Genomic DNA, 24081 nt, shown 5'->3' with positions numbered 1-24081 from the left:
TAGGGCAAAAAATACAAAAACAACCCTAAGGCCGGCAGTTATCAGAATTGAAAGCGATTTTGCGCACAAGGAAGCTACTATCAGGAAAGCAGACTCGGGAGCCAGCTTGCTAAAAAATCGCCTTATATGCCTGGTTTGCATTCTCGCGGCAACGCCTGGGTCCAACGCTGCTAACGTGCGTTTGCAGGTAGACGGACTCAAAGGCGAATTGCAGCGTAATGTCCGGGTGCGCCTGTCCACCATCGGCGCGGATGAAATCACCGCCGACGCGCGCTTTCAGGCCCGGGTTGACAGTGCCATCCGCGAAGGCCTCCGTGCACTGGGTTATTATGAGCCCAAAATCGACTTCACCTTTCGCCCGGCGGTCAAAGGCGGCCGCCCCGTACTGGTGGCCGCCGTCAGCCCGGGGCCGCCGGTTAAAATCGCCGCCGCTACCATTATCCTGCGCGGAGACGCCCGCCGGGATGCTTCGTACCAACGGCTGGTTCAACGAAGCCGGCCCGCCGTCGGCACCGTGCTCAATCATGGTGATTATACCGCTTTTATCGACGGCATGACGGGTCTTGCCGTGCGCAATGGCTATTTCGACGCCGAATTCCTGAAACGGCAGCTGGCGGTATCGCCGGCGCGGCGCGAGGCGTTCTGGAACGTGGATTTCGACAGCGGCCAGCGCTACCGCTTCGGGGAGATTCGCTTTCACGGCTCGCAAATCCGCACGGACTATTTGCAAAACATTCCTTCCATCCATCCGGGGGATGAATACAGCGCCACCGCGCTGGCGGAGCTGAACCGCCAGCTATCCGCCACCAATTGGTTCAACTCGGTGGTGGTTTCACCGGATTTAGTCGCCGGGAAAAAAAGCAAGGTCCTTCCACTTGATGCGGTGGTGACGCCTCGAAGCCGGAATATCATTGAAACCGGGGCGGGTTTCGCCTCGGACATCGGACCGAGGGTCAGGACCACCTGGAACCGGCCCTGGCTCAATTCCATGGGCCACAGCTTTCAGACCGGCCTCAGCCTGTCGGCGCCTGAGCAGGCGCTGGATTTCAGTTACAAGATTCCGGTGCAGCGCAGCCCGCTGGAGCAATATTACCTGCTGCAAAGCGGTTTCAAACGGGAAGATCTCAATGATACCAAATCAGATTCCACCACCCTTAACGTGGCGCGTTTCTGGGATTTCTCCACCGGCTGGCAACGTTCGGTGAATTTACGCTGGAGCCTTGATCACTTTACCCAGGCCAATGTTACCGACACGACGATGCTGATTTATCCGGGCTTCACCATAAACCGGACCCGGCAGCGGGGCGGGGCGATGCCCACCTGGGGCGACTCGCAGCGTTACTCCCTGGACGTTTCCGATACAGCATGGGGATCGGATATCGATTTTTTCATCCTCCAGGCGCAAAACGTTTGGGTACGGACGCTGGAGGAAAAACACCGCTTTGTGGCGCGCTACAATCTCGGCTGGATTGAAACCAACAATTTTGAGCGCGTGCCCCCGTCGCTGCGTTTTTTCGCCGGCGGCGATCGCAGTATCCGCGGCTACCGCTTCCGCTCCATATCGCCCCGTGACGCCGACGGAAAATTGATTGGCGCCTCGCAAACGGCCACCGGATCGCTGGAATACCAATATAACGTCACCGGCCGCTGGTGGGGGGCCGCTTTTATCGACAGCGGCCAGGCGGTAAACGATATCCGGCACACCAATCTGAAAACCGGCGCCGGGATTGGGGTCCGGTGGCAATCGCCGGTGGGGCCGATTAAATTGGATATTGCCACGCCGGTGGGCGATCCCGACAATCATAGCGTCCAGTTTTATATCGGCTTGGGGACGGAATTATGAGCCGGGGAAGGAAAATCGGGCTGAGCGTGCTGGCGTTTATTATTCTGCTGGCGGGCACTCTGGTTTTTTTTATAGGCACCGCCGGCGGGTTGCATCTGCTGATCAAAGGCGCCGCGCGCTGGGTGCCGGGCCTGGAGATAGCCCATGTCAGCGGCGGCTGGCGGGATTTGACCGTCACCGGCCTGAAATATCGGATGCCCGGCATGACGGTGGGCGCCAAACAATTCCGTCTTTCGCTTAATCCCGCCTGTCTTCGCCACAGTGAATTATGCCTCGATAACCTGTCCCTGCAGGATGTGGATATTGATGTGAAAACGGCGGCATTGGCTCCGCCAGGGCCTGCCGCCGCCGAACCGCAGGATAGCGGCCAGACCGTCAGCACGCCTTATCCGCTTATTTTGCGCCATCTGGCCCTGAGCAATGTCCGGATTCGCATAGATGATACCCAGGTCACCCTCGGCAGTCTTGAAAGCGGCATTGATTTTCGCGCCAATAACCTGACGGTGGCGCCGACCCATATCGATGGTTTGCTGGTCGCGTTGCCCAAGGCCGTCGAGGTCGTGGCGGAACAGGCCGGCAAACAGCTGGTCCAAACCGAGCAGCAAAAGCAAGAGAGCGCCAGGGCAGCGCTGGAAAAGGCCCGGCGGCAGCCGTCGCCGGAAGCGGCATTCAAGGCCTTTTTCGCCCAACCGCTGCTGCCTGATTTGCCCGATGTCCATTTGCCGCTGAATGTTCGGCTGGAGGGGCTGCATGGGGAAAACCTACGCTTGACCGGCGATGTGGATTTCCTCATCTCGGCCATGGATTTGCGCGGCGCCGTACAGGACGGCCACGCCACTCTTGAACGATTGAACGTCAATTCGCCCCAGGGCCTGCTCAACGCCAGCGGTTCCGCGCAGCTGGGCGGCGGCTGGCCGCTGGCGCTGACCCTCAATTCTTCCGTGAACAGCGCGCCCCTGAGGGGCGAAAAAATCCGGCTGACCCTAGACGGAGGCCTGCGGGAAAATCTCAGCGCGGCGCTGAATTTTTCCGGGCCGGTAAAAGCGCAGATAAAGCTGCAAACGCGTCTGGCCCAAACCGGCCTGCCGCTGTCGCTGACCGTCGACAGTCCCGGCGTGCAATGGCCGCTCGTCGGACAGCCGCAGTATCAGGCGCGTAATCTGTCGCTGAGCATGACCGGCAAGGCGGTGGATTACACCCTGTCCATGGCGGCATCGTTAAGCGGAGAAGGCCTGCCGCCGGCGGAGCTGTCATTGGCGGGTAAAGGTACTACCGCACAGTTTATCTTGTCTCGTTTGCACATTGCGGCCCTGCGGGGCCAGGCGGATATCACCGGTCTGGCGGACTGGAGCAATGCCGTCAGCTGGCGCACCGAGCTGACGCTCTCCGGCATCGATACCGCCGGACAATGGCCGGACTGGCCCGCCCGTCTCGACGGCAAATTATCGGTGCTGGGCAGTTTGCACGGCGGAAGCTGGCAACTGCGTGTACCGGAGCTCCGGCTGGATGGCGAGGTTAAGCAGAACCGGGTGACCGCCAGAGGATCCCTTAGCGGCAATGACGCCGGACAATGGCATGTTTCCGCGTTGCGGCTGGCGTTGGGACGCAACAGCCTGACGGTGAACGGTGATTTGAACAATCAGCTGGCGCTGGACGCCGTTATCGATGCGCCGAATCTGAATGGGACCTTGCCCGGCCTGGGAGGAACCGCGGCCGGCACCCTGAGCGTGCGGGGCGAAAGGCTATCGCCGCAGGTCACCGCCAATCTGACCGCCGCCGGCCTGCGCTGGCAGGATCTGCGGATTCGGCGCATCGCCTTGAACGGTCGCCTGCAATCCCGCGATATCGTGGGCGGCAATCTCAATCTGGACGTTGATCAGCTACAGCAAGGGGCCGTTAGCGTGCGCCGGATGACGCTGGCCCTGACCGGCGACGAACGGGCCCACCAGCTACGGCTGAACCTGCAGGGGGAGCCGGTATCGGGCGGGCTGACGCTGAACGGCGGTTACGATCGCCGGCAGCAGCGCTGGCGCGGCACCCTGAGCCAGACGCAGTTCGGCAGCCCGGTGGGGGAGTGGCGGTTAAGCCGCCCGATGACCCTTGATTATCAACAGCAGGCGCAAAACGTCGTTATCGGCCCCCACTGCTGGCAAAATGCCAACGCGCAGCTTTGCGTGCCCGCCAATATCCAGTTGGGGGCCAGCGGGCAGGCCGCCGTGCTCCTTAACCGTTTTGATCTGGCGATGCTCAAACCGTTCCTGCCGGCGGCCACCACGCTGGGAGGGGTATTCAGCGGCCGCGCGCAGGTGAGCTGGCAACCGGGGGGCAGCCTGCCCAAGGCCAGCATTGTCTTGACGGGCAACGGTATCAAGGCGCGGCAAAACATTCAGGGCGGAGTGCTGCCGGTGGACTTCGACCGTGTTACTCTCAATGCCGGACTGGAAAACGACCGCGCCACGCTGAACTGGCACATCGGCATTACCGGCAACGGGCAATTCAGCGGACAGGTGCAGATAGCGGATCCCCGTAACCGGCGCGCGCTTTCCGGCGTTATTACTGTCAACAATCTTTCCCTGTCGCTGATAAATCCGTTATTGTCAGGCTCGGATCATGCCGCGGGTATGCTTAACGCCAATCTCCGTCTTGGCGGCAGCGCTATGCAACCGCAGCTTTATGGCCGGCTGAGCCTGGACCGGGTTATCATCCGCAGCAATCAGTTGCCGTTCGCCATGACCGAAAGCCAGCTGGCCATGACGTTTGACGGCACCAGCTCGGCCTTGCAAGGGGTCATTCGCACTACCAGCGGGCAGCTCAACTTAAGCGGCAATGCCAACTGGAGCCGTATCAATGCCTGGAACGCCCGCATCGCCGCCCGGGGGAACCGGGTGAGGATCACCCTGCCGCCGATGGTGCGGCTGGACGTATCGCCGGATATTACGGTGGAGGCCGCGCCACAGGTGCTGACCCTCAACGGCAGCGTCGCCGTGCCCTGGGCGCGGATCGTGGTGCAGAAACTGCCTGAAAGCGCAGTGGCGGTCTCCCCGGATGAAGTCATCCTCGATGCTCAATTACAGCCGGTGGCCGAGCGGGAGGTGGGGATGTCCATCAACAGTAATATGAAGATTCACGTGGGCAATGACGTGCGATTAGACGCTTTCGGCCTTAAAGCGCGGCTGCAGGGCGATCTTAATGTGATCCAGGATAAACAGGGGCTGGGCCTGCACGGACAAATCTCTATTCCCTACGGACGATTTAATGCTTATAGTCAGGACCTGATCATTCGTCGAGGGCTGTTGATCTTTTCCGGTCCGCCGGCGCAGCCCATGCTGAATATCGAAGCCATCCGCAACCCCGATTCCACCGCGGACGGCGTTACCGCCGGGGTTCGTGTCACCGGCATGGCGGATCAGCCGCGCATCGACGTGTTCACCGACCCGGTGAAATCGCAGCAGGAGGCCCTTTCTTACCTGCTGCGGGGCCAGGGGCTGAATACGCCTGGTGCCGACAGTAGTATGATGACATCCATGTTGATCGGTATGGGCGTGGCGCAGACCGGGCAACTGGTAGGCAAAATCGGCGCGGCGTTCGGCGTCAGTAATTTGACCCTGGATACCCAGGGCGTGGGTGATGAATCCCAGGTTGTGGTGAGCGGTAACCTCACCCCGGGATTGCAGGTTAAATACGGTGTCGGTATTTACGATTCATTGGCAACGCTAACGCTACGTTATCGTTTAATGCCTAGACTTTATCTGGAAGCGGTGTCTGGACTTAACCAGGCATTAGACTTGCTCTATCAGTTTGAGTTTTAACGATGCGAATAATTGTTTACGGTAGTCTGCGGCGCAATCAGGGCAATAGCCATTGGATGACAAACGGCCAGTGGCTAGGCGATCATGTCATATCGGGTTATGAATTATACGATCTTGGCCATTATCCGGCGGTTATCCCCGGCGTTGGGACGGTTTATTGTGAAGTCTATCGCATTGATTCTTCTACATTGGCCGAGCTGGACGCCCTGCGTACCAAAAGCGGTGAATATAAGCGGGCGTTGATCAATACCCCCTACGGCGGCGCCTGGATGTATGTGTATCAGCGTCCGGTGGCGGGGTTGCGTCAGTTGAAGGGCGGTGACTGGCTGAAACGCGCCGACGAGCCTTAAACCCGTCGGACGCTTTCCTCGCCGGGGCGTTATTTCTTGGCGCGTTCGAAAGAGGCGATGATTTCTGCTTTGGCGGCTTCGGCATTTTCCCAGCCCGCCACTTTGACCCATTTGCCTTTTTCCAAATCTTTATAATGTTCAAAGAAATGGGTGATCTGCGCCCGCAGCAGCGCAGAGAGATCCTCTACGTCCTTGATATGGTCATACTCCTTTGACAGCTTGGTGTGGGGCACCGCAACCACTTTGGCGTCCTCTCCGGATTCATCGGTCATTTTCAGCACGCCCACCGGACGGCAGCGGATTACCGAGCCCGGCTGCAGCGGATAGGGCGTGGGCACCAGTACGTCAACCGGATCCCCGTCGAGGGACAGCGTGTGGTTGATATAGCCGTAATTACAGGGATAGAACATGGCGGTGGACATGAAACGATCGACAAACAGCGCACCGGTTTCCTTATCGACTTCATACTTGATGGGAGAAGAGTTAGCCGGGATTTCGATCACCACATAAATATCCTCGGGAAGATCTTTTCCTGCCGGTACCAGATTCAAGCTCATGTCAGTTTCCTTAAAAATTGAGTAATAGCGTGGCGGCTATTATAACAAAAATTCGCACGGTTGTTTCAGTCTCCCTTCAATGTCCTGCCCATCGCCGCCCAATGTGATTAGACTCGCATAACCTATTAAAAACCAAACAGTAAAGAGTTAGCTCGGTGCTCCGATAACCGATGCAGGGCGAGGTTACCACGTCGATCCTAACTTCGGTCGGGCGTTTTGAATGGATCAACTTCGGAAAATGCAGGGGCAGCACCATGTTCAAGAATATAACCGTCAAGGTGGGACTACTCGCCTGGCTGAGTTTAATGACCATTATTTTGTTTATCGTCAGCGGTATCAGCATCCACACCATCCGGCAAGGCTCAATTTCCCTGCAAGCCATCAACCAGATACAAGGCGAAGAGCTCGGCTACCTCAGCCGCGCCTATAACGCATCGCTGCGGTCCCGTACCGAAGCCTCCCTGGCGGTCAGGCAGTATGAAACCGGTGCGATTAACGAAGGACAGGCCTCCACCGCCAAGGCCGCCGAATTGGCCAAGGAAGCCGACAGCTCCATGGCGCAGTTCCTGGCCGCGGGTACGGTGACTACCGAAGGGGCCGACCGCGCGCAGCAAATGAACGTGATTTACCAGCGTTATAACGAACAGGGCATAAAACCGGTTCTCGCCGCGCTGCATAATGTGAATACCGACGCTTATTATCAATTATTGGAAACCACCCTGACGCCGCTGAGCGCCGACATGGATAACCAGCTCGACAGTTTTCAGCACTTTGCCTTGGAAACCGGCCAGGAAATCCAGCAGAAGGCGGCCGACAGCGCCCGTTTACAGCTGGTGCTGGTGATCGCGGCCTGTGTCCTGGCCCTGGTGCTGTCATTCCTGGCCTGGCTGGCGGTACGGCGGTTTATATTGCGCCCGCTGGATGTGGCCATCGTCCATATGGAAAATATTGCCGCCGGTGATTTGTATCACCCCATACCCCCGGCGCGCAACAATGAGCTGGGGCGGCTGAACCGGGCGCTGCAGCTGATGCAAGACGCCTTGGCGGGAGCGGTGAGCGAAGTACGGCAGGCCGGCTCGCAAATAGATATCGGCACCCGTGAACTTTCGGCGGGCAACACCGATCTGTCCCAGCGTACCGAGGCATCCGCCGCCGCGCTGGAGCAGACCGCTGCCAGCATGGAACAGCTTACCCAAACGGTAAAACTCAACGCCGAACACGCCCGGCAGGCCCATGAACTGGCGAAAGAAGTGTCTGATATTGCTGACAAAGGCAGCGAAGTGGTGTGCTATATGATTGAGAAGATGCAGGCCATTTCCTCCAGCTCCCACCGCATTGCCGATATTTTGGGCGTGATTGACGGCATCGCCTTTCAAACCAATATCCTGGCGCTGAATGCGGCGGTGGAAGCGGCCCGCGCCGGCGAGCAGGGACGGGGATTCGCCGTGGTGGCCGGAGAAGTGCGTACTCTGGCCCATCGCAGCGCCGAGGCGGCCAAAGAGATCAAGGGATTGATACAGGAATCCCAGGGGCGGGTAACCGAGGGCGCCGATATGGCCCATACCGCCGGCGAAACCATGGACGAAATTTCCGAAGAAGTGATGCGGGTGACCCGCCTGATGAAGGAAATCTCCAATGCCACGGATGAGCAAAGCCGCGGCATTGAGCAGGTCAGCCTGGCGGTATCGCAAATGGACGCCGTGGCGCAGCAAAATGCGTCGCTGGTAGAGCAATCCAGCGAAGCGACCCGTTCGCTACAGTCGCAATCGAAGCATCTCACCGAGAGTATGTCCCTTTTCCATCTGGAAGAAGCGGCCGACGAGGAAATGGAAGAGCTGGTGGAAGTGGAGGCTTGATAGCACCGGCCCGCGGATCGAGCCCCCAGGGACGGGTTCACGGCGTGTTTACGATCTGGCAACCTGTCCCGACCGGACACTTTGTCAACAAGCCAAAGCCCCCTCACGGGGGCTTTCAAGCGGCTTGGCCCGCTTGGCGGCGGTCCTTCCTATCTCAAGGGCATAGACCCGCTATTCGTCGGGGAAATCGCGCATAAAGCGTTCGGCGTCGTTGACCATGGATTCGGTACCGACGAAAAAGGGCGCGCGCTGGTGCAGTTTTTCCGGAGTGATGTCTAAAATGCGGTTCTTGCCATCGCTGGCTTTGCCGCCCGCCTGCTCGGCCAAAAAGGCCATCGGATTGCATTCGTACAGCAAACGCAGCTTACCCTCGGGATAGGTTGCGGTGCTGGGGTACAGATAAATGCCGCCCTTAAGCAGGTTGCGATGGAAGTCCGACACCAGGGAGCCGATATAGCGCGATGTGTAGGGGCGATGCGTCGCGGGATCCATTTCCTGGCAATATTTGATGTATTTTTTAACGCCGTTGGGAAACTTGATGTAATTTCCTTCGTTTATGGAATACATATTGCCGGTAGCCGGGAAACGCACGCTTTCATGGGAAAGGCAAAACACCCCGATGGAAGGATCATAGGTAAAGGCGTGTACGCCGCAGCCGGTGGTGTAGACCAGCATGGTTGAAGAGCCGTACACCACATAACCCGCCGCCACCTGTTTATTGCCGGGCTGCAGGAAGTCCGCTTCGGTAATGGGCGTGCCGATGGGGGAAATCCGGCGATAAATTGAAAAAATGGTGCCCACCGACACGTTGACGTCAATGTTGGAAGAACCATCCAGCGGATCCATCAGCACCACATATTTGCCGCTGGATGAACGTCCGCCGTCGAAAATCACGATTTCGTCTTCCTCTTCGGAAGCGATGCCTGCCACCTGTCCCCTGGCTTTCAACGCAGCTTTCAGCTTTTCATTGGCGAACAGGTCGAGTTTCATTTGAACTTCGCCCTGGACATTGGATACGCCGCTGGTGCCCAAAATGTCCACCAACCCCGCGGTATTGATATCGCGGTGAATGATTTTGGCACCCAATTTTATAGCGGAAAGCAGCGCGGTGAGTTCACCGGTGGCATGGGGAAACTCGTGCTGCTTCTCAACAATAAATTCGCCTAACGTTTTCATAACACATTCCCTGAACAAAAGAAGACACTGTTGCCGCAGATGAAAAGCGGTATTATCGGTTACCACTGGATAAGTATTAGCAGTTTAGCTTAAACGAATGCAAGTACATCATCAAATTCGTTTATATCGGCCGGCCGCAGCGGTAGAATGTGCCGCAGTACGTTGTTAAAAAATGGAAAAATTATGCGCATACATATTCTCGGTATCTGCGGCACGTTTATGGGCGGGGTAGCCATGCTAGCCCGTTCCCTGGGACATGAGGTGACCGGGTCTGATGATAATGTCTATCCTCCCATGAGCACCCTGCTGCAAGAGCAAGGCATTCAGCTTATCAAGGGCTATGATCCGTCTCAGTTGGAGCCGGAGCCGGAGCTGGTCATCATCGGTAATGCCATGAGCCGCGGCAACCCCTGCGTGGAAGCTGTGCTGGAACGGGGCATTCGCTATGTTTCCGGTCCCCAGTGGCTGCACGATCGGGTCCTGCAGCAGCGCTGGGTGATAGCCGTCGCCGGTACGCACGGCAAGACCACCACCGCCGGGATGATTACCTGGATTCTCGAGGTGTGCGGCTACCAGCCGGGGTTCGTCATCGGCGGCGTGCCGGGCAACTTCACCGTTTCCGCCCGTTTGGGCAACAGTCCGTTTTTTGTGGTGGAAGCGGATGAATATGACTGCGCGTTTTTCGACAAGCGTTCCAAATTCCTTCACTACTGTCCGCGCACGCTGCTGCTCAATAACCTCGAGTTCGATCATGCGGATATTTTTGACGACCTGAAAGCCATCCAGAAGCAATTCCATCACCTGGTGCGGCTGGTGCCGGGCAAGGGCAAAATCATCCTGCCGGATAACGATCCGCATCTGAAACAGGTCATGGCCATGGGATGCTGGAGCGAGCAGGAATTCATCGGTGAAGACAACAGCTGGCGCGCCAAAAAAGTCGCGCCGGACGCCAGCGTATTCCAGGTGCTGTTGCAGGGCGACGTGGTAGGGGAGGTCCATTGGGATCTGGTGGGGGAACATAACATGCACAATGCGCTGATGGCGATTGCCGCCGCCAGGCACGTGGGCGTGCAGCCGGCTGACGCATGCCGGGCCCTGACCACCTTTATCAACGCCCGGCGCCGTCTGGAGCTGAAGGGCACCGCCAACGGGGTGAAACTTTATGACGATTTTGCCCATCATCCCACCGCTATATTGGCGACCCTGGCGGCGCTGCGCAGCAAGGTAGGCGGCACGGCACGCATCCTGGCGGTGCTTGAGCCCCGCTCCAACACCATGAAAATGGGGCTGAACAAGAATGAGCTGGCGCCTTCCCTGGGCAGGGCCGATGAAGTCTTTTTATTCCAGCCGCAGCATATTCCCTGGCAGGTAAGCGAGGTCGCGGAAGCCTGTGTTCAGCCGGCGCACTGGAGCGCTGACGTGGATACCCTCGTGGATATGATTGTGAAAATCTCCCAGCCCGGTGATTACATCCTGGTGATGAGCAACGGCGGCTTCGGCGGAATCCATGAAAAGCTGCTGGCGCAGCTGAATATCAAAGCCGGCCTGGCGGCGGTATAAAGGTTAAAAAAAAGCCCCCGCGTGCGGGGGCGAAGTTCGTCGGATAGGACGACGAGGGAATCATCAGTGACAGTCTGGTTATACCGGACACAGAATAACTGAGGGCGACCAGCCACTGATGGTGTTGACTTCCGAATGCTAAAACGTGCTTACGGCCGTGGCACAGCCGGTACTACTGAACTCTGGCGCGTCGCGTCATCAATTTGCTGTAGCGACGCGCCTGGCTTACTTGTACAGCTCGGCGGTGGCGTGCCAGTTATCGCCCTCGCGAGCCTCGATGATTCGATAGGCTTTTGCGCCCTTGGCATCGGCGGCATCATTCAGCGCCTGATGGATATCGGACGGGGAGGCATCAATCCCGCTGGTGGTCACGGTACCCATGGGTTGTAATCCCTGAGCCTGTTCCAGCGATATGGAATCCGCGGCGAACGCGCCGAAGGACAGGGCGGATATCACCGTCATCAGGGAAGCAGCAGTTTTCATTTTCATCATTTCCACCTCTATTCGTTCTTTACATTTCACATGACTTAATGCAAAGCGTGATATTCATCACGAATCTAAGTATACACTAATAACTGTGGTTACTAGTAGTATGCTCATAATTATTTATGAAACATTCTGCTTTCTAACCAAGCTAATATAAGAAAAAGTGATTAAAAGAGGTTAAAAAATAGGCAAATATTGTTAATTATTTGTAAATTCATGGCGATAACCAGCTTTAGCGAAAAGTGCTAACTTTGGCAAAGCTTATTACCGCGCTGGGAAAGGCAATATTTTAGAGCTCCTGTTCGAACAGGACCAGGATGGCTTCATAGAGCTGCTTGACGCTGAATCCACGGGCGGGGGTGGTGAAAATGGTATCGTCGCCGGCGATGGTTCCCAGGATGCCCTCGGATTTCCCCAAGGAGTCCAGCAGGCGGGCAATCAGCTGCGCCGCGCCGGGGCTGGTATGGATAACCACCACCGCATCGTTGTGATCCACATCAAGAACCAGGTTTTTCAATGGGCTGGTGGTGGTGGGTACCCCCAGTTCCGCTGGCAGGCAATACACCATTTCCATTTTCGCGTTGCGGGTGCGCACGGCACCGAATTTCGTCAGCATACGCGAAACCTTGGACTGGTTGATATTCTCAAACCCATCGTTTTGAAGCGCCAGGACAATCTCGCCCTGCGAGCTGAATTTTTCTTCTTTCAGTAATGCTTTAAAAGCTTTAACCAATTCTTCTTGTTTTAAGTGATTGCGCATATTTTACCGGGACATTCGGGGAAAATAGGGATGATTATGCATAAAATGCATTTTATGCAATGGAATTGCCTTGGAGAAGAAAGAAGGGACCGTTTAAGCCACTAATCGCTGCACGTTAACAATATCTATGCACTACAACTTTGACCTGGCTCGCATATTTTTCTCGAGGTGAAAGTAAAGAAAATGTTATCAAATTGCTGTTGTTTTGAGCGCTGCAATCGGTGTAATGTGATTGGCAAGGGCGGTTGATAAGGCATCAAGGCTCTCTATCCAGCACGCCCGTTTCCAGTTGTGAACGGCAGTCGGGCAGGTTTAGGTAAATTAATGTGTCAACTCTCAAATTTGCGATCGCTGATTTGTTTTTACCCGTTTATGTCTCTATGATCTTACGCAGATGATTCGTCGGCATTAAATTTTCCCTATTATAATAAGGAGATCCGAATGAAAGTCGCAGTTCTCGGTGCAGCGGGCGGCATAGGCCAAGCGCTAGCCCTGTTGCTTAAAACTCAGCTTCCCTCAGGTTCCGAACTCTCTCTGTATGATATTGCCCCGGTGACTCCCGGTGTGGCGGTTGATCTCAGCCATATCCCGACCCCGGTGAAAATCAAGGGGTTCAGCGGCGAAGATGCGACGCCGGCGCTGGAAGGCGCCGATATCGTATTGATCTCCGCGGGGGTTGCCCGTAAGCCCGGTATGGATCGTTCGGATCTTTTTAACGTCAACGCCGGTATCGTACGCAATCTTATCAGCCAGGTGGCAAAGGCCTGTCCGGCTGCCCTGATAGGCATTATCACCAATCCGGTCAATACCACGGTGCCCATTGCCGCAGAGACGCTGAAAAAAGCCGGCGTCTATGATAAACGCAAGTTATTCGGCATCTCCACCCTCGATATTATCCGTTCCAATACTTTTGTCGCCGAGCTCAAAGGATTGTCGCCGAAAGATGTTGAAGTGCGTGTTATCGGCGGCCATTCCGGTGTGACCATTCTGCCTTTGCTTTCCCAGCTAGAAGGAATCTCATTTAGCGATCAGGAAGTTGCCGATTTAACCAAGCGTATCCAGAATGCCGGTACCGAAGTGGTAGAGGCCAAAGCCGGCGGCGGATCGGCCACGCTCTCCATGGGACAGGCCGCGGCTCGCTTCGGCTTATCTCTGGTACGGGCGCTGCAGGGTGAAAAGGATGTGGTGGAATGCGCTTATGTCGAGGGCGATGGCGAGCATACGCGTTTCTTTGCCCAGCCGCTGCTGTTGGGCAAACAGGGTTTGTCGGAAATACTGCCCATTGGCCCCCTGAGCGCTTTCGAACAGCAGGTCCTGGAAAACATGCAGGATGTCCTGAAAAAAGATATTGAATTAGGCGTGAAATTCGTCAATCAATAATAATCTTCCGCGTCCGCCTGCCGGTGGGGCGGATGCGGCCAACCCTTTTTGTCATGGCCGGCTATGGCGGATTAAGATAATTTGCCGCCACGCTGGCTCTGCTATTTCCCGCACCCTTTACAGCGCGTATTTTCATTGGATTTCCTCATTTTGCCCTCCTTCCTCCGCCAATTTCTTCGTGATACGATGGGGCCATTAGTGCTTAGCAAAATTTAAGTGTAAGCACATTATTAGATTGATAAATAATGGTTATTCAGTCTTCTCGCACAAAAAACCAGCATCGATCTCAATTTTCAATGAGCCGTTAGCACTTGCTGCTTTTTTTGTGTTGTAATGAGCGTAACGGGAATCGATAAGTGCTAAACCGTACAGCGCCGTACATAACGGAAACGTGCTGAAGGCTTGTCCCTTTTATAGGGAGGGCCAGGGACGCGAAATAGCGACAGCTTCGGTTTATCGCCATGACAAGGAGGGGGAGAAAATGGCAACAAAAAAGGAATGGGTCGCCACCCACGAGTTAATCGGCGTCGGTGGGTTACCTAAAACCCGCCAAGGGTTGAATCGGCGCGCCAGGGAAGAAGGCTGGCAAAAAAGGCGGCGCGAAGGGGCGAGGGGAAAAGCTGTCGAGTATTCCTGGTATAGCCTTCCGGACACGGTAAAAAAGACGCTGACGCTGCGCGCCAGCTCAGCCGATTATACCTTGTCGACGCAAGAACCCTGTTCCACCTGGCGTCAAATCTATCGGCAGCTTTCCGATGCCGAACGTGATTTTGTCGTGGGGTTTGTCCTGCGCGAAGGGGTTCTTAATCTCCTTAAACGGTTGGAATATCCCAATGAGTCCCCTTCGGAACTGCATCGGGATGAGGGATAGATAGAGCGGTATCACGTTCGTCTTCCAATGCGCCATGTCTTTCAGCGCGAGCGTATCAGGCTCTTTCTGTCGATCAGCTGTTTCGTCCTGGGGTCGATATAGCGGCTGGGCCATATCTTAGCCGGATGAATCGCCAAACGATCGGCTATCAGCCACTCGCCTTTGGGCCAGGGCCTTGTCAAGGCGTTTGCCAAGGTGGACGAACTCAGTCCCGCGGCCCGTGAAACAGCCGCAAGGGTGGTGCCGCGTTTACGCAGCGCTGCGATGATATCCGCAGGGTGCCAGTCTTCATTCCATTCAGTCATCTGCATTAATATTCCTTTGCTGAGAGCCGAATAGGGATTGATGTTATAAATAACATATTTTAACCAAACGAAGTGGAAACAAACCGATTATATGGAAAATGTATAGCAACAAATTTCCGAAAACTTTTCAATTATTTTCCAATAAAATTTATTTTTTGCTATGGGCATCCCCATTTTGGAATGCGACAGTATGAAAAATGCCTGGTTTAGTACCAAAGAGCTTTTGGGCGTGGCGGGACTTCCCAAAACCCGGCAGGGGTTTGACGGGCGAGCCCGCCGTGAAAATTGGCGCGGACGCCCGCGCAGCGGCGGGCAGGGACGCGGGCTGGAATTTTCATTGGAAAGTTTACCCGCGAAGGTCCAGCGGGCGCTGACGCAGCGCGAAATGCAAGAGCAGTCCGCCCCGGATTACCGTGCCGGCGTGGCGCCTTCGCCTTCGGAAGCGGATCCCCTGGCGGCCTGGATGGCCATATACAGGCAATTCCTGCCGGAAGAACGGGACAATGTCATCAGCCTGGTGATGCGGGAAGGGATTGAGAAATTCATGACGCGCCTGGGGATTGCGCCCAGGCGATGAGCGAATCGGAAACAGAGGTGGCGCTGGTTTCCATTAAATGACGAGTGTTCCTAAAACTGTCGTTGTACCGCCGAGTGCGCCAAACTTTCCAGTGCCTGCCGGAACGGCGTAGGTTCAAGACAGCCGAGACAGGAAATGGCCTTGTCCGCTTCCGCTTCGGCGCACTGGCGGGTATATTCCAGCGAACCGCATTGATGCATGGTTTCCAGTACCGATTCCAATAAATGCCGACCGTTCCCCTGCTCGATGGCTTCCCGTATCACGGCCGCCTGTTCCGCGTTGCCATGATGCATGGCGTGCAGCAGCGGCAGGGTGGGCTTGCCTTCGTTAAGGTCGTCGCCGGTGTTTTTACCCAGGGTCTTGCCGTCCGAACCGTAATCCAGCAGATCGTCGATAAGCTGGAATGCGGTGCCCAGATACCGCCCGTAGTCCCGCAGGGCGGCTTCCTGCTCCGGCGTGGCGCCGGCCAGTATGGCGGATGCGTGCGCCGCCGCCTCGAACAGCCGGGCGGTTTTGCTGTAAATCACCCGCATATAGCTCTCGACAGTAATATCCGGATCGTTGCAGTTCATCAACTGCAGCACCTCGCCCTCGGCGATTACATTAACCGCCTCGGCCATCAGCGCCAGAACCCGCAGCGATTCAAGACCGGTCATCATCTGGAACGCGCGGGTATAAATGAAATCCCCCACCAGGACGCTGGCCGCGTTGCCGAAAGCCGCGTTCGCCGTGGCTTTGCCCCGGCGCATATCGGATTCGTCCACTACATCGTCATGGAGCAGGGTGGCGGTATGAATGAATTCTATCAACGCCGCCACGGTAATATGCTTATCACCGGTATAATTCAGGGCGCGCGCCGCCAGCACGGCAATCATCGGACGGATGCGTTTACCGCCGCCGCTGATGATATAATGGCCGAGCTGGTTGATAAGCACGACTTCGGAATTCAGTTGCTCCAGGATTATCGCATTGACCTTCGCCATATCCTGCGCGGTGAGTACTGTGATTTGATCAGGGTTCATTATTTTCTTTCGGCTTTATATTTTACCGTTAAGTTGAATAGTAACGCCGCTCATAGAGCCAGATGCTAGAAACTGTGTTACTGATTGTACTTGAAAACGCCAAGAGATAAATGATAGAGACGTAACCAGTCACTTTTTCGCAGTCTGTATGTATTCTGCACTTGTCATAAGCCGGTTTTTTGCGTAGAATTCGCGCCCTATTGTGAATATTTATAGCGCACTGTGGACGAATCCAAGTTGAGTGCGCGGAAAGCGGAGTTTTTTATGTACGCGGTTTTCCAAAGTGGTGGTAAACAACACCGGGTCAGTGAAGGGCAGACCGTTCGCCTGGAAAAACTGGACATCGCAACAGGTGAAACTGTTGAATTCGACCAGGTTATGATGATTGCCAATGGTGACGATATCCAGATCGGCGTTCCTTACGTCAGTGGCGGAAAGGTAAAAGCTGAAGTGGTTGCTCACGGTCGTGGCGACAAGGTGACGATTGTCAAATTCCGTCGCCGTAAGCACTATCGCAAGCAGCAGGGCCATCGTCAGTGGTTCACTGACGTGAAAATTACCGGTATCGGCGCCTAACAGAGAGGAATACACTCATGGCACACAAAAAAGCTGGCGGTTCGACTCGTAACGGTCGCGACTCAGAAAGCAAACGCCTGGGCGTTAAACGCTTCGGCGGGGAAGAAGTACTGGCCGGCAGCATCATTGTTCGCCAGCGTGGAACCAAGTTCCATCCCGGCACGAATGTCGGTTGCGGCAAGGACCATACTCTGTTCGCTTTGACTACGGGTAAAATCCAGTTCGAAGTTAAGGGACCGAAGAATCGTAAATATGTCAGCATCGTTGCCGTTGCTGCCTAAATTCTTCGCCTTTCTTTAGCACAGAAGTCAGAGTTAAGCCCCGCAATTGTTTGCGGGGCTTTTTACTTTCCTTTCCGGCTACGTTTTGCGTTAGACACTCATGATGACAAATCAGAAAGCGGGGCAGCAAGCGGGAGTGGGCATTGCTTTGGCGCTCACCACCGCCATGTGCTGGGGCGCGCTGCCTATCGCCATGAAGCAGGTTCTCACCGATATGGAACCCTATACCGTGGTGTGGTATCGGTTTCTCATGGCGGGACTCGGACTGCTGTTCATCCTGGCGCCTCGGCGGCAACTGCCGCCCCTGAGACTGTTCTTTCGCTGGCGTTGGCTGCTGTTGCTGCTTGTCGCCACCGGTGGCCTGCTGGGAAACTTTATTCTTTTCAGCTCGTCGCTCCAATACCTTAGCCCCACCGCTTCACAGGTTATAGGCCAGCTTTCGCCGGTGGGTATGATGCTGGCGAGCGTAGTGATCCTCAAAGAGCGGATGCGTATCACGCAGGTGATTGGCGCGGCGCTGCTGATTAGCGGGCTGGTGATGTTTTTCAATACCAGCCTGATAGAAATATTCACCCGGCTGACGGACTACACCCTCGGCGTGATTTTGGGGGTGTGCGCCGCCCTGGTCTGGGTCTGTTACGGCGTGGCGCAGAAAGTTATGCTGCGGCGCCTGGCATCACAACAGATCCTGTTTTTGCTGTATGTTTTGTGTACAATAGCGCTAACCACGTTGACAAAACCCCTGGCGGTGCTGCACTTAAGCGGCTGGCAGGTGGCCTGCCTGGTGTTTTGCGGCGCCAACACCATTATCGGTTACGGCGCGCTGGCGGAAGCCATGGCCCGCTGGCAAGCGGCGCAGGTCAGCGCCATCGTGACGTTGACGCCGTTGTTTACCCTGTTTTTTTCAGATGTATTGTCCCTGCTCTGGCCGGAGTATTTTGCCGCTCCGACATTAAATGTCGTCGGCTATATCGGCGCGTTTGTGGTAGTGGCGGGGGCGATGTTCTCCGCCGCCGGCCATCGCTGGTGGCCCGGGCGGGCAAAATCGAGACCGGCGCTGCCAGTTGAGCCGCGCGGCAAATGAATGACGGAGAGTTCCCATGAAGTTTGTAGATGAGGCCGCCATACTGGTGGTCGCGGGTGACGGCGGCAACGGTTGCGTCAGTTTCCGCCGGGAAAAGTATATCCCCAACGGTGGACCGGACGGCGGTGACGGCGGCGACGGCGGCGACGTCTACGCTCTGGCGGACGAAAACCTCAATACCCTTATCGATTACCGCTTCGAGAAATCCTTTCGCGCCGAGCGCGGTCAAAACGGCCAAAGCCGTGATTGTACCGGCAAGCGCGGCAAGGACATCACCATCAAACTCCCTGTGGGTACCCGGATCCTCGATCAGGATACCGGCGAAATCATGGGTGACATGACTCGCCATGGACAGCGTTTGATGGTAGCGAAAGGGGGATTCCACGGTTTGGGCAATGCCCGCTTCAAATCCTCCGTCAACCGGGCGCCGCGGCAAAAGACCGACGGCACCGCCGGAGAGAATCGCCAACTGCAGCTTGAGTTGCTGTTGCTGGCGGATGTCGGCATGCTGGGATTGCCCAATGCCGGTAAATCCACCTTTATCCGCGCGGTCTCCGCCGCCAAACCCAAAGTGGCTGATTACCCCTTTACCACCCTGGTGCCGAGCCTGGGCGTGGTGCGGATGGATAACGAGCAAAGCTTTGTCGTGGCCGATATTCCCGGCCTGATTGAAGGGGCCGCCGACGGCGCCGGGCTGGGCATTCGCTTCCTGAAGCATCTTGAGCGTTGCCGGGTGCTATTGCATCTGATTGATTTAGCGCCGGTGGATGAGTCGGATCCGGTGGAAAACGCCAAGATCATCGTGAAAGAACTGGAGCGATACAGCGAAAAACTGGCCGAAAAGCCGCGCTGGCTGGTGTTCAACAAGGTCGATCTGCTGGATGCGGATGAAGCGGACCGGCGCGCCAAGGCAATCGCCGCCGCACTGGACTGGAAAGAGCAGTTCTATATCATTTCCGCGGCGAATCGCCATGGGGTGAAGGCGCTGTGCTGGGACGTGATGTCCTTTATCAACGCGCATCCCAAGGAGCAGCCGGCCCAAGAGGTCGAGCCGGAAAAAGTCGAGTTCAAGTGGGATGACTACCATCGGGAACAGCTCGAAGAAACGGCCATTGAAGCGGAAGACGACGGTCTTGATGATGATGATTGGGATGACGACGACGAAGAAGGCGTCGAGACTATTTATCATCGTTAAGGCGTAGCGCGGCCTCGCCCGCAAGACGGCTGCCTGTTGGCCGTGAGCTTGTTGACAAAGTGCCTGTCCCGCCCTGTGGACTATGAGTATGTTTGTCTGCCGTCGCTGTTGTTTATCTGGCTTTATCGCCGGTGTTGCGGGCCAGGCGCAGCATTTGCGCCAGTTGCCGGCGGGTAAAGGGTTTGCGCAGCAGCGGGATATCCATAAGCGGTCCGATACCGTTCTGATGCAGATCCTGTCCGCTGATCAGCAGCGTTCCCAGCGCCGGATATTCCTTGCGGGCCAGCTGTATAACTTCGGCGCCGTTGTAGTCTCCCGGCAACATCAAATCGCTCACCAGCAGGTCGATATCCGGTGTCTGGCGCAATATCGCCAATGCCTCGGTACTGCTGGTGGTCGCCAGGGTCATATATCCCAGCTGGTGTAGCTGCTCGCACAGGGTATCCAGCACATCCTCCTGATCCTCCAGCACCATTACCAGCAGGCTGTCGTCGGCGGGCCGATCCGGTAAAGGCTGGCGCTGAAGCGATGGCGGCGATACGGGCATGGGCGCGCGCGGTAATTGCAGGCGTACGCAGGTACCGGCGCCGGGAGCGGACTCGATTTGTACCCGCCCGCCGGATTGGCGGATAAAGCCATACACCATCGATAGCCCCAGTCCGCTGCCGCTGCCGATGGATTTAGTGGTAAAAAAAGGTTCGTAAACCTGCGATTTAATCTCATCCGACATGCCGCAACCCCTATCGATCACTTCCAGTGCCACCATGTCCTGCCGTTTTCCGCCGGTCCGCACCACGTGCTGATTGTAGGTGCGAATCAGAATTTCACCACTTCGTCCTTCCATGGCATCCCGGGAGTTCACCACCAGGTTCATGATGGCATTTTCCAACTGGTTGACATCAATCCATGCGGGCCATACGGGAGCCCGGGACTCAAGCGTCAGTACCAGATTCGCCGGGAGCAAATGGCATAACAGTTCGTACAGATTTTTCACCAGTTCGGTAAGGTGTACCGCCTGGGGAAACAGTGCCTGTTTACGCGAGAATGCCAGTAGCCGGTGGGTCAGGACGGCGCCGCGTTCGGCGGCCTTGCGGGCGCGGGCGATGCGCTCATTATCGTCGCCGCTGTCTGTACCGCACAGTTCCAGGCTGCCGATAATCACCGCCAGCAGATTGTTAAAGTCATGGGCCAGCCCGCCGGTGAGCTGGCCGACCGCTTTCATTTTCTGGCTGTGCACCAGCGCCTGCTCAAGTACCTTACGTTCGGTCCGGTCCAGCACCATATTCACCAAACCACGCTCCGCCAGCGGGCTGAACCGCAGTTCCATCGTCCGTCCGTCCGGCAGATAGATTTCCCATGCGTGCGGCTGCTCGTTATGCAGTTGCGTTGCCATGTCTTGCCAGTCGGCATTATCGGATACCCGCACCTGAAGCCGTCGGAGTTCGTCCAACAGTTCATGGTAATGCCGGCCCCGGAACAGCGCCGTGGCTTCCAGCCCCAACAGCAGCGGGTATTGGGGATTCCATACCACCAGATGGCCGTCCCGATCGAACAGGGCGAAACCATCGCGCATGGCTAAAAAGGTATTCTCCAACTGAGTGCTTTTTTCTTTCAGCAGATGCGAGGTTCGTTCCAGCGATGCGGTATTGCCGGCAAACACGTTAAAGGCCCGCGCCAGATCCCCCAGTTCATCGCGCCGCTGCAACCCCGGCACGCTCACCTGGCGTTCCCCCCTGGCCAACTGGGACATGGCATCGGCGATCACCGTCAGATTGGAGCCGATGTTACGGTAGATATACCAGCCGGCAAAGCCGGTAATCACCAGCGACAGCAAAGCGAACAGGCCGATGAGGAAGATGATCGAAGCCAGCTCTTGATGGGTCTGGCGGATATGCAGTGCCGATTCGTTCGCCACTTTTTGCACATACAGGCTGATGTCGCCGTTGAGCATGCCCACCAGGGCCTTGATATGGTAAACGTCATAGCTGATTGCCAAATCGCTGACGGACAACTGCCGGGCCAAAGGTATCAAATGGCCCTGGTTCTGTAAAAAGCGGGAAATTTTATCGCTCAGCGGATAGTCGGTGTAAGTGGCCGGCCAATCATTCATTACCTGCCCCAATTGGGTCAGCACGGCGTAGGGATTGGGGATCTTGATGGCGATATTCAACAGACCGTCGATTTGGCGGCGCAGGGCGGCGGTGGATTGCAGCTGGTTTTCACGGGCGGCGATGCTATCAATCCATTGCAGATACATCTGGCACTGGTAGAGTTCGCTCAGCAGCTGATTACGCTGCAAATGCCGCTGATAGCCGAATTCGAGCAGGCGGGTAACGTCGCCGCCCAGCGCGTTGCTGCGCTGGGCGATCCGTTCAATCAGCGCCGGTTCGCTGCTCGCCAGCGGGGATTGCGCCAATTGACGTAACGAAGACTGCAGCATCAGCTGCGTCTGTTTGAGCCGGGCCGATTCGCTCTGGTATTCCAGGGGACCCACCACCTGTGAAAGGCGCATCGCCGCAATGGACACATTGGTGGTATCGCGCCCCAGGTTCATGCCGCCGGTCATCTCGCTGAGCGTGCGGGCCTGCGTTAGCGCCTGCAAATTTCCGGCGTGAATAAAACCCGTGATAGCCACCCCGCTCACCATCAATGTCACCGCGACCACCAGCAGATTAAACATCAGCAAGCGTCCGCGCACGCTGGTCAAGATCGGGCGAAAGGAAAGCAGGGGCATTGTCATTACACTCCGCAGCGGGCCGGATACCAGTATAAACAGCCCGTCCCCCGACATTATGTCAAACATGAACAGGCGCTGACATCTTGCATTTATCTGCCGCTGCTTTACTGCCGCTATTCCCGATAACTGTCAGGAGTCAACAGGATGAGAACCGCGCCCATTCTCGAAATGCGTGACATTGGCAAACGCTTCGGCCAGTTCCATGCTCTCAAATCGGTCAACCTCACTGTCTATCTGGGTGAAATCCATGCATTGATGGGAGAAAACGGCGCGGGGAAAAGCACCCTGATGAAAATCCTGGCCGGCGCCTACGCCGCCAGCAGCGGCGAAATTATTATCGACGGCCTGCCCAGGACCATCAAGGGGCCGAAAGATGCGCTGGCGGCGGGTATTACCCTTATCTATCAGGAACTGAATCTCGCCCCTAACCTGACGGTGGCGGAAAATATCTTCCTGGGCAGCGAGCTGCAGCGTGGCGGCCTGGTACAGCGCGGCAGAATGGTGCGGGAGGCTCAGCAGGTCATCGACCGCCTCGGTACGCGCTTTCGCGCCACCGATCGCGTGATGTCGCTGACCATCGCCGAGCAGCAGCAGGTGGAGATAGCGCGCGCCTTGCATCGCAACAGCCGTATCCTGGTGATGGACGAACCGACGGCGGCCCTCTCTTCCCGGGAAACGGTGCGGTTGTTCGAACTGATTAAACGGCTGCGCCAGGAAGGCATGGCGATCATTTACATCACTCACCGCATGGCCGAAGTGTATGAGCTTTCCGATCGGGTCAGCGTATTACGCGATGGGCAATATGTCGGCGGCCTGACGCGGGATACCCTGTCCGCCGGCGAGCTGGTGCGCATGATGGTCGGCCGGCCGCTGAGGGATTTGTTCAACAAAAATACGCAGGTTGCCATCGGGGATACTCGCCTGGAGCTGGACGGGCTGACGGACGGCCGGAAAATCAAGCCGGCCTGCCTGACGGTACGTTCCGGTGAAATCGTCTCGTTATCAGGGCTGGTGGGCGCCGGACGTTCCGAACTGGCGCAGCTGATTTTCGGCGTGCGTAAACCCACCGGCGGCACGGTGCGGGTTGACGGCAAGTCGGTCACCATCCATTCGCCCCACGACGCCATTGCCCTTGGCATCGGTTTTCTGGCCGAGAACCGCAAGGAACAGGGGCTGTTCATGGATATGGCGGTCCAGGAAAACATCGTGATGGCGACGCTGGCGCGCGACAGTTTTTACGGCCTGCTCAACCGGCTTAAGGCCCGGACCATCGCATCCGAGGCTATCCGCACGCTCAATATCCGCGTTCCCCATGCGCTGGTGCGGGCTGGCGGATTGTCCGGGGGCAATCAGCAAAAGCTGCTGGTATCGCGCTGGCTCGCCATCAAGCCGCGCATTTTGATCCTCGACGAACCGACGCGCGGCGTGGATGTGGGCGCCAAAAGCGAAATCTACCGCATGATGGGTCAACTGGCGCAGCAAGGCGTCGCTATCCTCATGATTTCCAGTGAATTACCGGAAGTGGTCGGCATGAGCGATCGTGTGTATGTGATGTGCGAAGGTCAACTGGTGGGTGAGCTTGGCCGCGAAGATATTTCGCAGGAAAAGATTATGATGCTGGCCACCGGCACCGTCCCGCAACAGGCGTCAGCATAA

Annotated in this window: 20 protein-coding genes; 13 read left to right on the top strand and 7 right to left on the bottom strand. The window is 56.6% G+C overall.

Going from position 1 to position 24081, the window contains the following annotated elements; genetic code table 11:
- The first annotated feature begins 106 nt into the window (after positions 1-106).
- The 3 genes from tamA to GTU79_RS23900 are packed head-to-tail and all read left to right on the top strand — an operon-like array spanning position 107 to position 6002.
- Positions 107-1843: an autotransporter assembly complex protein TamA gene (gene tamA, locus GTU79_RS23910; RefSeq protein ID WP_132925737.1), complete on the top strand. Its 1737-nt coding sequence runs from the start codon at positions 107-109 to the stop codon at positions 1841-1843.
- A complete protein-coding gene (gene tamB / locus GTU79_RS23905) occupies positions 1840-5652 on the top strand; it encodes an autotransporter assembly complex protein TamB (protein ID WP_214513428.1) in 3813 nt (1270 codons plus the stop codon). The genes tamA and tamB overlap by 4 nt, the downstream gene beginning before the upstream one ends.
- A 2-nt stretch (positions 5653-5654) precedes the next feature.
- Positions 5655-6002 (top strand): gamma-glutamylcyclotransferase family protein, encoded by a 348-nt coding sequence (locus GTU79_RS23900; RefSeq protein WP_132925741.1) that lies wholly within the window; start codon positions 5655-5657, stop codon positions 6000-6002.
- A 29-nt stretch (positions 6003-6031) separates the two neighbouring features.
- Here GTU79_RS23900 and ppa read toward each other — a convergent pair whose 3' ends face one another.
- The gene (ppa, locus tag GTU79_RS23895; RefSeq protein ID WP_132925743.1) at positions 6032-6559 is read right to left on the bottom strand and encodes an inorganic diphosphatase; all 528 of its coding nucleotides are present in this window, start codon (positions 6557-6559) and stop codon (positions 6032-6034) included.
- Between the two features lie 254 nt (positions 6560-6813).
- Between ppa and GTU79_RS23890 the strand changes: the two genes are divergently transcribed.
- Positions 6814-8415: a methyl-accepting chemotaxis protein gene (locus GTU79_RS23890; protein WP_203523959.1), complete on the top strand. Its 1602-nt coding sequence runs from the start codon at positions 6814-6816 to the stop codon at positions 8413-8415.
- A 171-nt stretch (positions 8416-8586) separates the two neighbouring features.
- Here GTU79_RS23890 and fbp read toward each other — a convergent pair whose 3' ends face one another.
- A complete protein-coding gene (fbp, locus tag GTU79_RS23885; protein WP_203523958.1) occupies positions 8587-9591 on the bottom strand; it encodes a class 1 fructose-bisphosphatase in 1005 nt (334 codons plus the stop codon).
- A 183-nt stretch (positions 9592-9774) separates the two neighbouring features.
- Here fbp and mpl point away from each other — a divergent pair, with 183 nt between their 5' ends.
- On the top strand, positions 9775-11151 hold the full coding sequence (gene mpl / locus GTU79_RS23880) for a UDP-N-acetylmuramate:L-alanyl-gamma-D-glutamyl-meso-diaminopimelate ligase (protein WP_203523957.1): 1377 nt from the start codon (positions 9775-9777) through the stop codon (positions 11149-11151).
- A gap of 225 nt (positions 11152-11376) precedes the next feature.
- Here the strand turns inward: mpl and yhcN are convergent, their stop codons facing one another.
- A complete protein-coding gene (gene yhcN / locus GTU79_RS23875; protein ID WP_203523956.1) occupies positions 11377-11640 on the bottom strand; it encodes a peroxide/acid stress response protein YhcN in 264 nt (87 codons plus the stop codon).
- A 286-nt stretch (positions 11641-11926) separates the two neighbouring features.
- Positions 11927-12397: a transcriptional regulator ArgR gene (gene argR, locus GTU79_RS23870; protein WP_132925751.1), complete on the bottom strand. Its 471-nt coding sequence runs from the start codon at positions 12395-12397 to the stop codon at positions 11927-11929.
- A gap of 441 nt (positions 12398-12838) precedes the next feature.
- Here argR and mdh point away from each other — a divergent pair, with 441 nt between their 5' ends.
- Together mdh and GTU79_RS23860 are read left to right on the top strand one after the other, a co-directional pair.
- A complete protein-coding gene (gene mdh / locus GTU79_RS23865) occupies positions 12839-13777 on the top strand; it encodes a malate dehydrogenase (protein ID WP_132925753.1) in 939 nt (312 codons plus the stop codon).
- A 481-nt stretch (positions 13778-14258) separates the two neighbouring features.
- The gene (locus GTU79_RS23860; RefSeq protein ID WP_132925755.1) at positions 14259-14648 is read left to right on the top strand and encodes a DNA-binding protein; all 390 of its coding nucleotides are present in this window, start codon (positions 14259-14261) and stop codon (positions 14646-14648) included.
- A gap of 41 nt (positions 14649-14689) precedes the next feature.
- On the opposite strand, the gene GTU79_RS23855 is transcribed toward GTU79_RS23860, so the two are convergent.
- On the bottom strand, positions 14690-14953 hold the full coding sequence (locus GTU79_RS23855) for a helix-turn-helix domain-containing protein (RefSeq protein ID WP_214514186.1): 264 nt from the start codon (positions 14951-14953) through the stop codon (positions 14690-14692).
- Positions 14954-15143: 190 nt separating this feature from the next.
- Between GTU79_RS23855 and GTU79_RS23850 the strand changes: the two genes are divergently transcribed.
- On the top strand, positions 15144-15530 hold the full coding sequence (locus GTU79_RS23850; protein WP_214513427.1) for a DNA-binding protein: 387 nt from the start codon (positions 15144-15146) through the stop codon (positions 15528-15530).
- A gap of 50 nt (positions 15531-15580) precedes the next feature.
- Here the strand turns inward: GTU79_RS23850 and ispB are convergent, their stop codons facing one another.
- The gene (ispB, locus tag GTU79_RS23845; RefSeq protein ID WP_132925759.1) at positions 15581-16552 is read right to left on the bottom strand and encodes an octaprenyl diphosphate synthase; all 972 of its coding nucleotides are present in this window, start codon (positions 16550-16552) and stop codon (positions 15581-15583) included.
- 264 nt (positions 16553-16816) lie between these two features.
- Between ispB and rplU the strand changes: the two genes are divergently transcribed.
- The 4 genes from rplU to cgtA all read left to right on the top strand — a co-directional run bounded on the left by rplU (position 16817) and on the right by cgtA (position 19688).
- On the top strand, positions 16817-17128 hold the full coding sequence (gene rplU, locus GTU79_RS23840; protein ID WP_132925761.1) for a 50S ribosomal protein L21: 312 nt from the start codon (positions 16817-16819) through the stop codon (positions 17126-17128).
- 17 nt (positions 17129-17145) lie between these two features.
- Positions 17146-17409: a 50S ribosomal protein L27 gene (gene rpmA / locus GTU79_RS23835; RefSeq protein WP_132925762.1), complete on the top strand. Its 264-nt coding sequence runs from the start codon at positions 17146-17148 to the stop codon at positions 17407-17409.
- 103 nt (positions 17410-17512) lie between these two features.
- Complete coding sequence (locus GTU79_RS23830; protein WP_132928001.1) at positions 17513-18493, top strand: DMT family transporter; 981 nt, start codon at positions 17513-17515, stop codon at positions 18491-18493.
- A 16-nt stretch (positions 18494-18509) separates the two neighbouring features.
- Entirely contained in the window at positions 18510-19688 is a 1179-nt protein-coding gene (gene cgtA, locus GTU79_RS23825; RefSeq protein WP_203523954.1) for an Obg family GTPase CgtA, read from the top strand.
- 112 nt (positions 19689-19800) lie between these two features.
- Here the strand turns inward: cgtA and GTU79_RS23820 are convergent, their stop codons facing one another.
- A complete protein-coding gene (locus GTU79_RS23820; protein ID WP_420854118.1) occupies positions 19801-22428 on the bottom strand; it encodes an ATP-binding protein in 2628 nt (875 codons plus the stop codon).
- A gap of 141 nt (positions 22429-22569) precedes the next feature.
- Between GTU79_RS23820 and GTU79_RS23815 the strand changes: the two genes are divergently transcribed.
- On the top strand, positions 22570-24081 hold the full coding sequence (locus GTU79_RS23815) for a sugar ABC transporter ATP-binding protein (protein WP_203523953.1): 1512 nt from the start codon (positions 22570-22572) through the stop codon (positions 24079-24081).

This window comes from Sodalis ligni (assembly GCF_016865525.2).
Taxonomy (GTDB): domain Bacteria; phylum Pseudomonadota; class Gammaproteobacteria; order Enterobacterales; family Enterobacteriaceae; genus Acerihabitans; species Acerihabitans ligni.
Note: the sequence above shows the minus strand (reverse complement) of the source record. Positions and strands in the feature narration are given on the sequence as shown.

What these genes read in the sequence shown, in the direction of transcription:
- tamB (WP_214513428.1), top strand. Translation starts at nt 1,840, where the DNA reads ATGAGCCGGGGAAGGAAAATCGGGCTGAGCGTGCTGGCGTTTATTATT.
- GTU79_RS23900 (WP_132925741.1), top strand. Translation starts at nt 5,655, where the DNA reads ATGCGAATAATTGTTTACGGTAGTCTGCGGCGCAATCAGGGCAATAGC.
- ppa (WP_132925743.1), bottom strand. Translation starts at nt 6,559, where the DNA reads ATGAGCTTGAATCTGGTACCGGCAGGAAAAGATCTTCCCGAGGATATT.
- GTU79_RS23890 (WP_203523959.1), top strand. Translation starts at nt 6,814, where the DNA reads ATGTTCAAGAATATAACCGTCAAGGTGGGACTACTCGCCTGGCTGAGT.
- fbp (WP_203523958.1), bottom strand. Translation starts at nt 9,591, where the DNA reads ATGAAAACGTTAGGCGAATTTATTGTTGAGAAGCAGCACGAGTTTCCC.
- mpl (WP_203523957.1), top strand. Translation starts at nt 9,775, where the DNA reads ATGCGCATACATATTCTCGGTATCTGCGGCACGTTTATGGGCGGGGTA.
- yhcN (WP_203523956.1), bottom strand. Translation starts at nt 11,640, where the DNA reads ATGAAAATGAAAACTGCTGCTTCCCTGATGACGGTGATATCCGCCCTG.
- argR (WP_132925751.1), bottom strand. Translation starts at nt 12,397, where the DNA reads ATGCGCAATCACTTAAAACAAGAAGAATTGGTTAAAGCTTTTAAAGCA.
- mdh (WP_132925753.1), top strand. Translation starts at nt 12,839, where the DNA reads ATGAAAGTCGCAGTTCTCGGTGCAGCGGGCGGCATAGGCCAAGCGCTA.
- GTU79_RS23860 (WP_132925755.1), top strand. Translation starts at nt 14,259, where the DNA reads ATGGCAACAAAAAAGGAATGGGTCGCCACCCACGAGTTAATCGGCGTC.
- GTU79_RS23855 (WP_214514186.1), bottom strand. Translation starts at nt 14,953, where the DNA reads ATGACTGAATGGAATGAAGACTGGCACCCTGCGGATATCATCGCAGCG.
- GTU79_RS23850 (WP_214513427.1), top strand. Translation starts at nt 15,144, where the DNA reads ATGAAAAATGCCTGGTTTAGTACCAAAGAGCTTTTGGGCGTGGCGGGA.
- ispB (WP_132925759.1), bottom strand. Translation starts at nt 16,552, where the DNA reads ATGAACCCTGATCAAATCACAGTACTCACCGCGCAGGATATGGCGAAG.
- rplU (WP_132925761.1), top strand. Translation starts at nt 16,817, where the DNA reads ATGTACGCGGTTTTCCAAAGTGGTGGTAAACAACACCGGGTCAGTGAA.
- rpmA (WP_132925762.1), top strand. Translation starts at nt 17,146, where the DNA reads ATGGCACACAAAAAAGCTGGCGGTTCGACTCGTAACGGTCGCGACTCA.
- GTU79_RS23830 (WP_132928001.1), top strand. Translation starts at nt 17,513, where the DNA reads ATGACAAATCAGAAAGCGGGGCAGCAAGCGGGAGTGGGCATTGCTTTG.
- cgtA (WP_203523954.1), top strand. Translation starts at nt 18,510, where the DNA reads ATGAAGTTTGTAGATGAGGCCGCCATACTGGTGGTCGCGGGTGACGGC.
- GTU79_RS23820 (WP_420854118.1), bottom strand. Translation starts at nt 22,428, where the DNA reads ATGACAATGCCCCTGCTTTCCTTTCGCCCGATCTTGACCAGCGTGCGC.
- GTU79_RS23815 (WP_203523953.1), top strand. Translation starts at nt 22,570, where the DNA reads ATGAGAACCGCGCCCATTCTCGAAATGCGTGACATTGGCAAACGCTTC.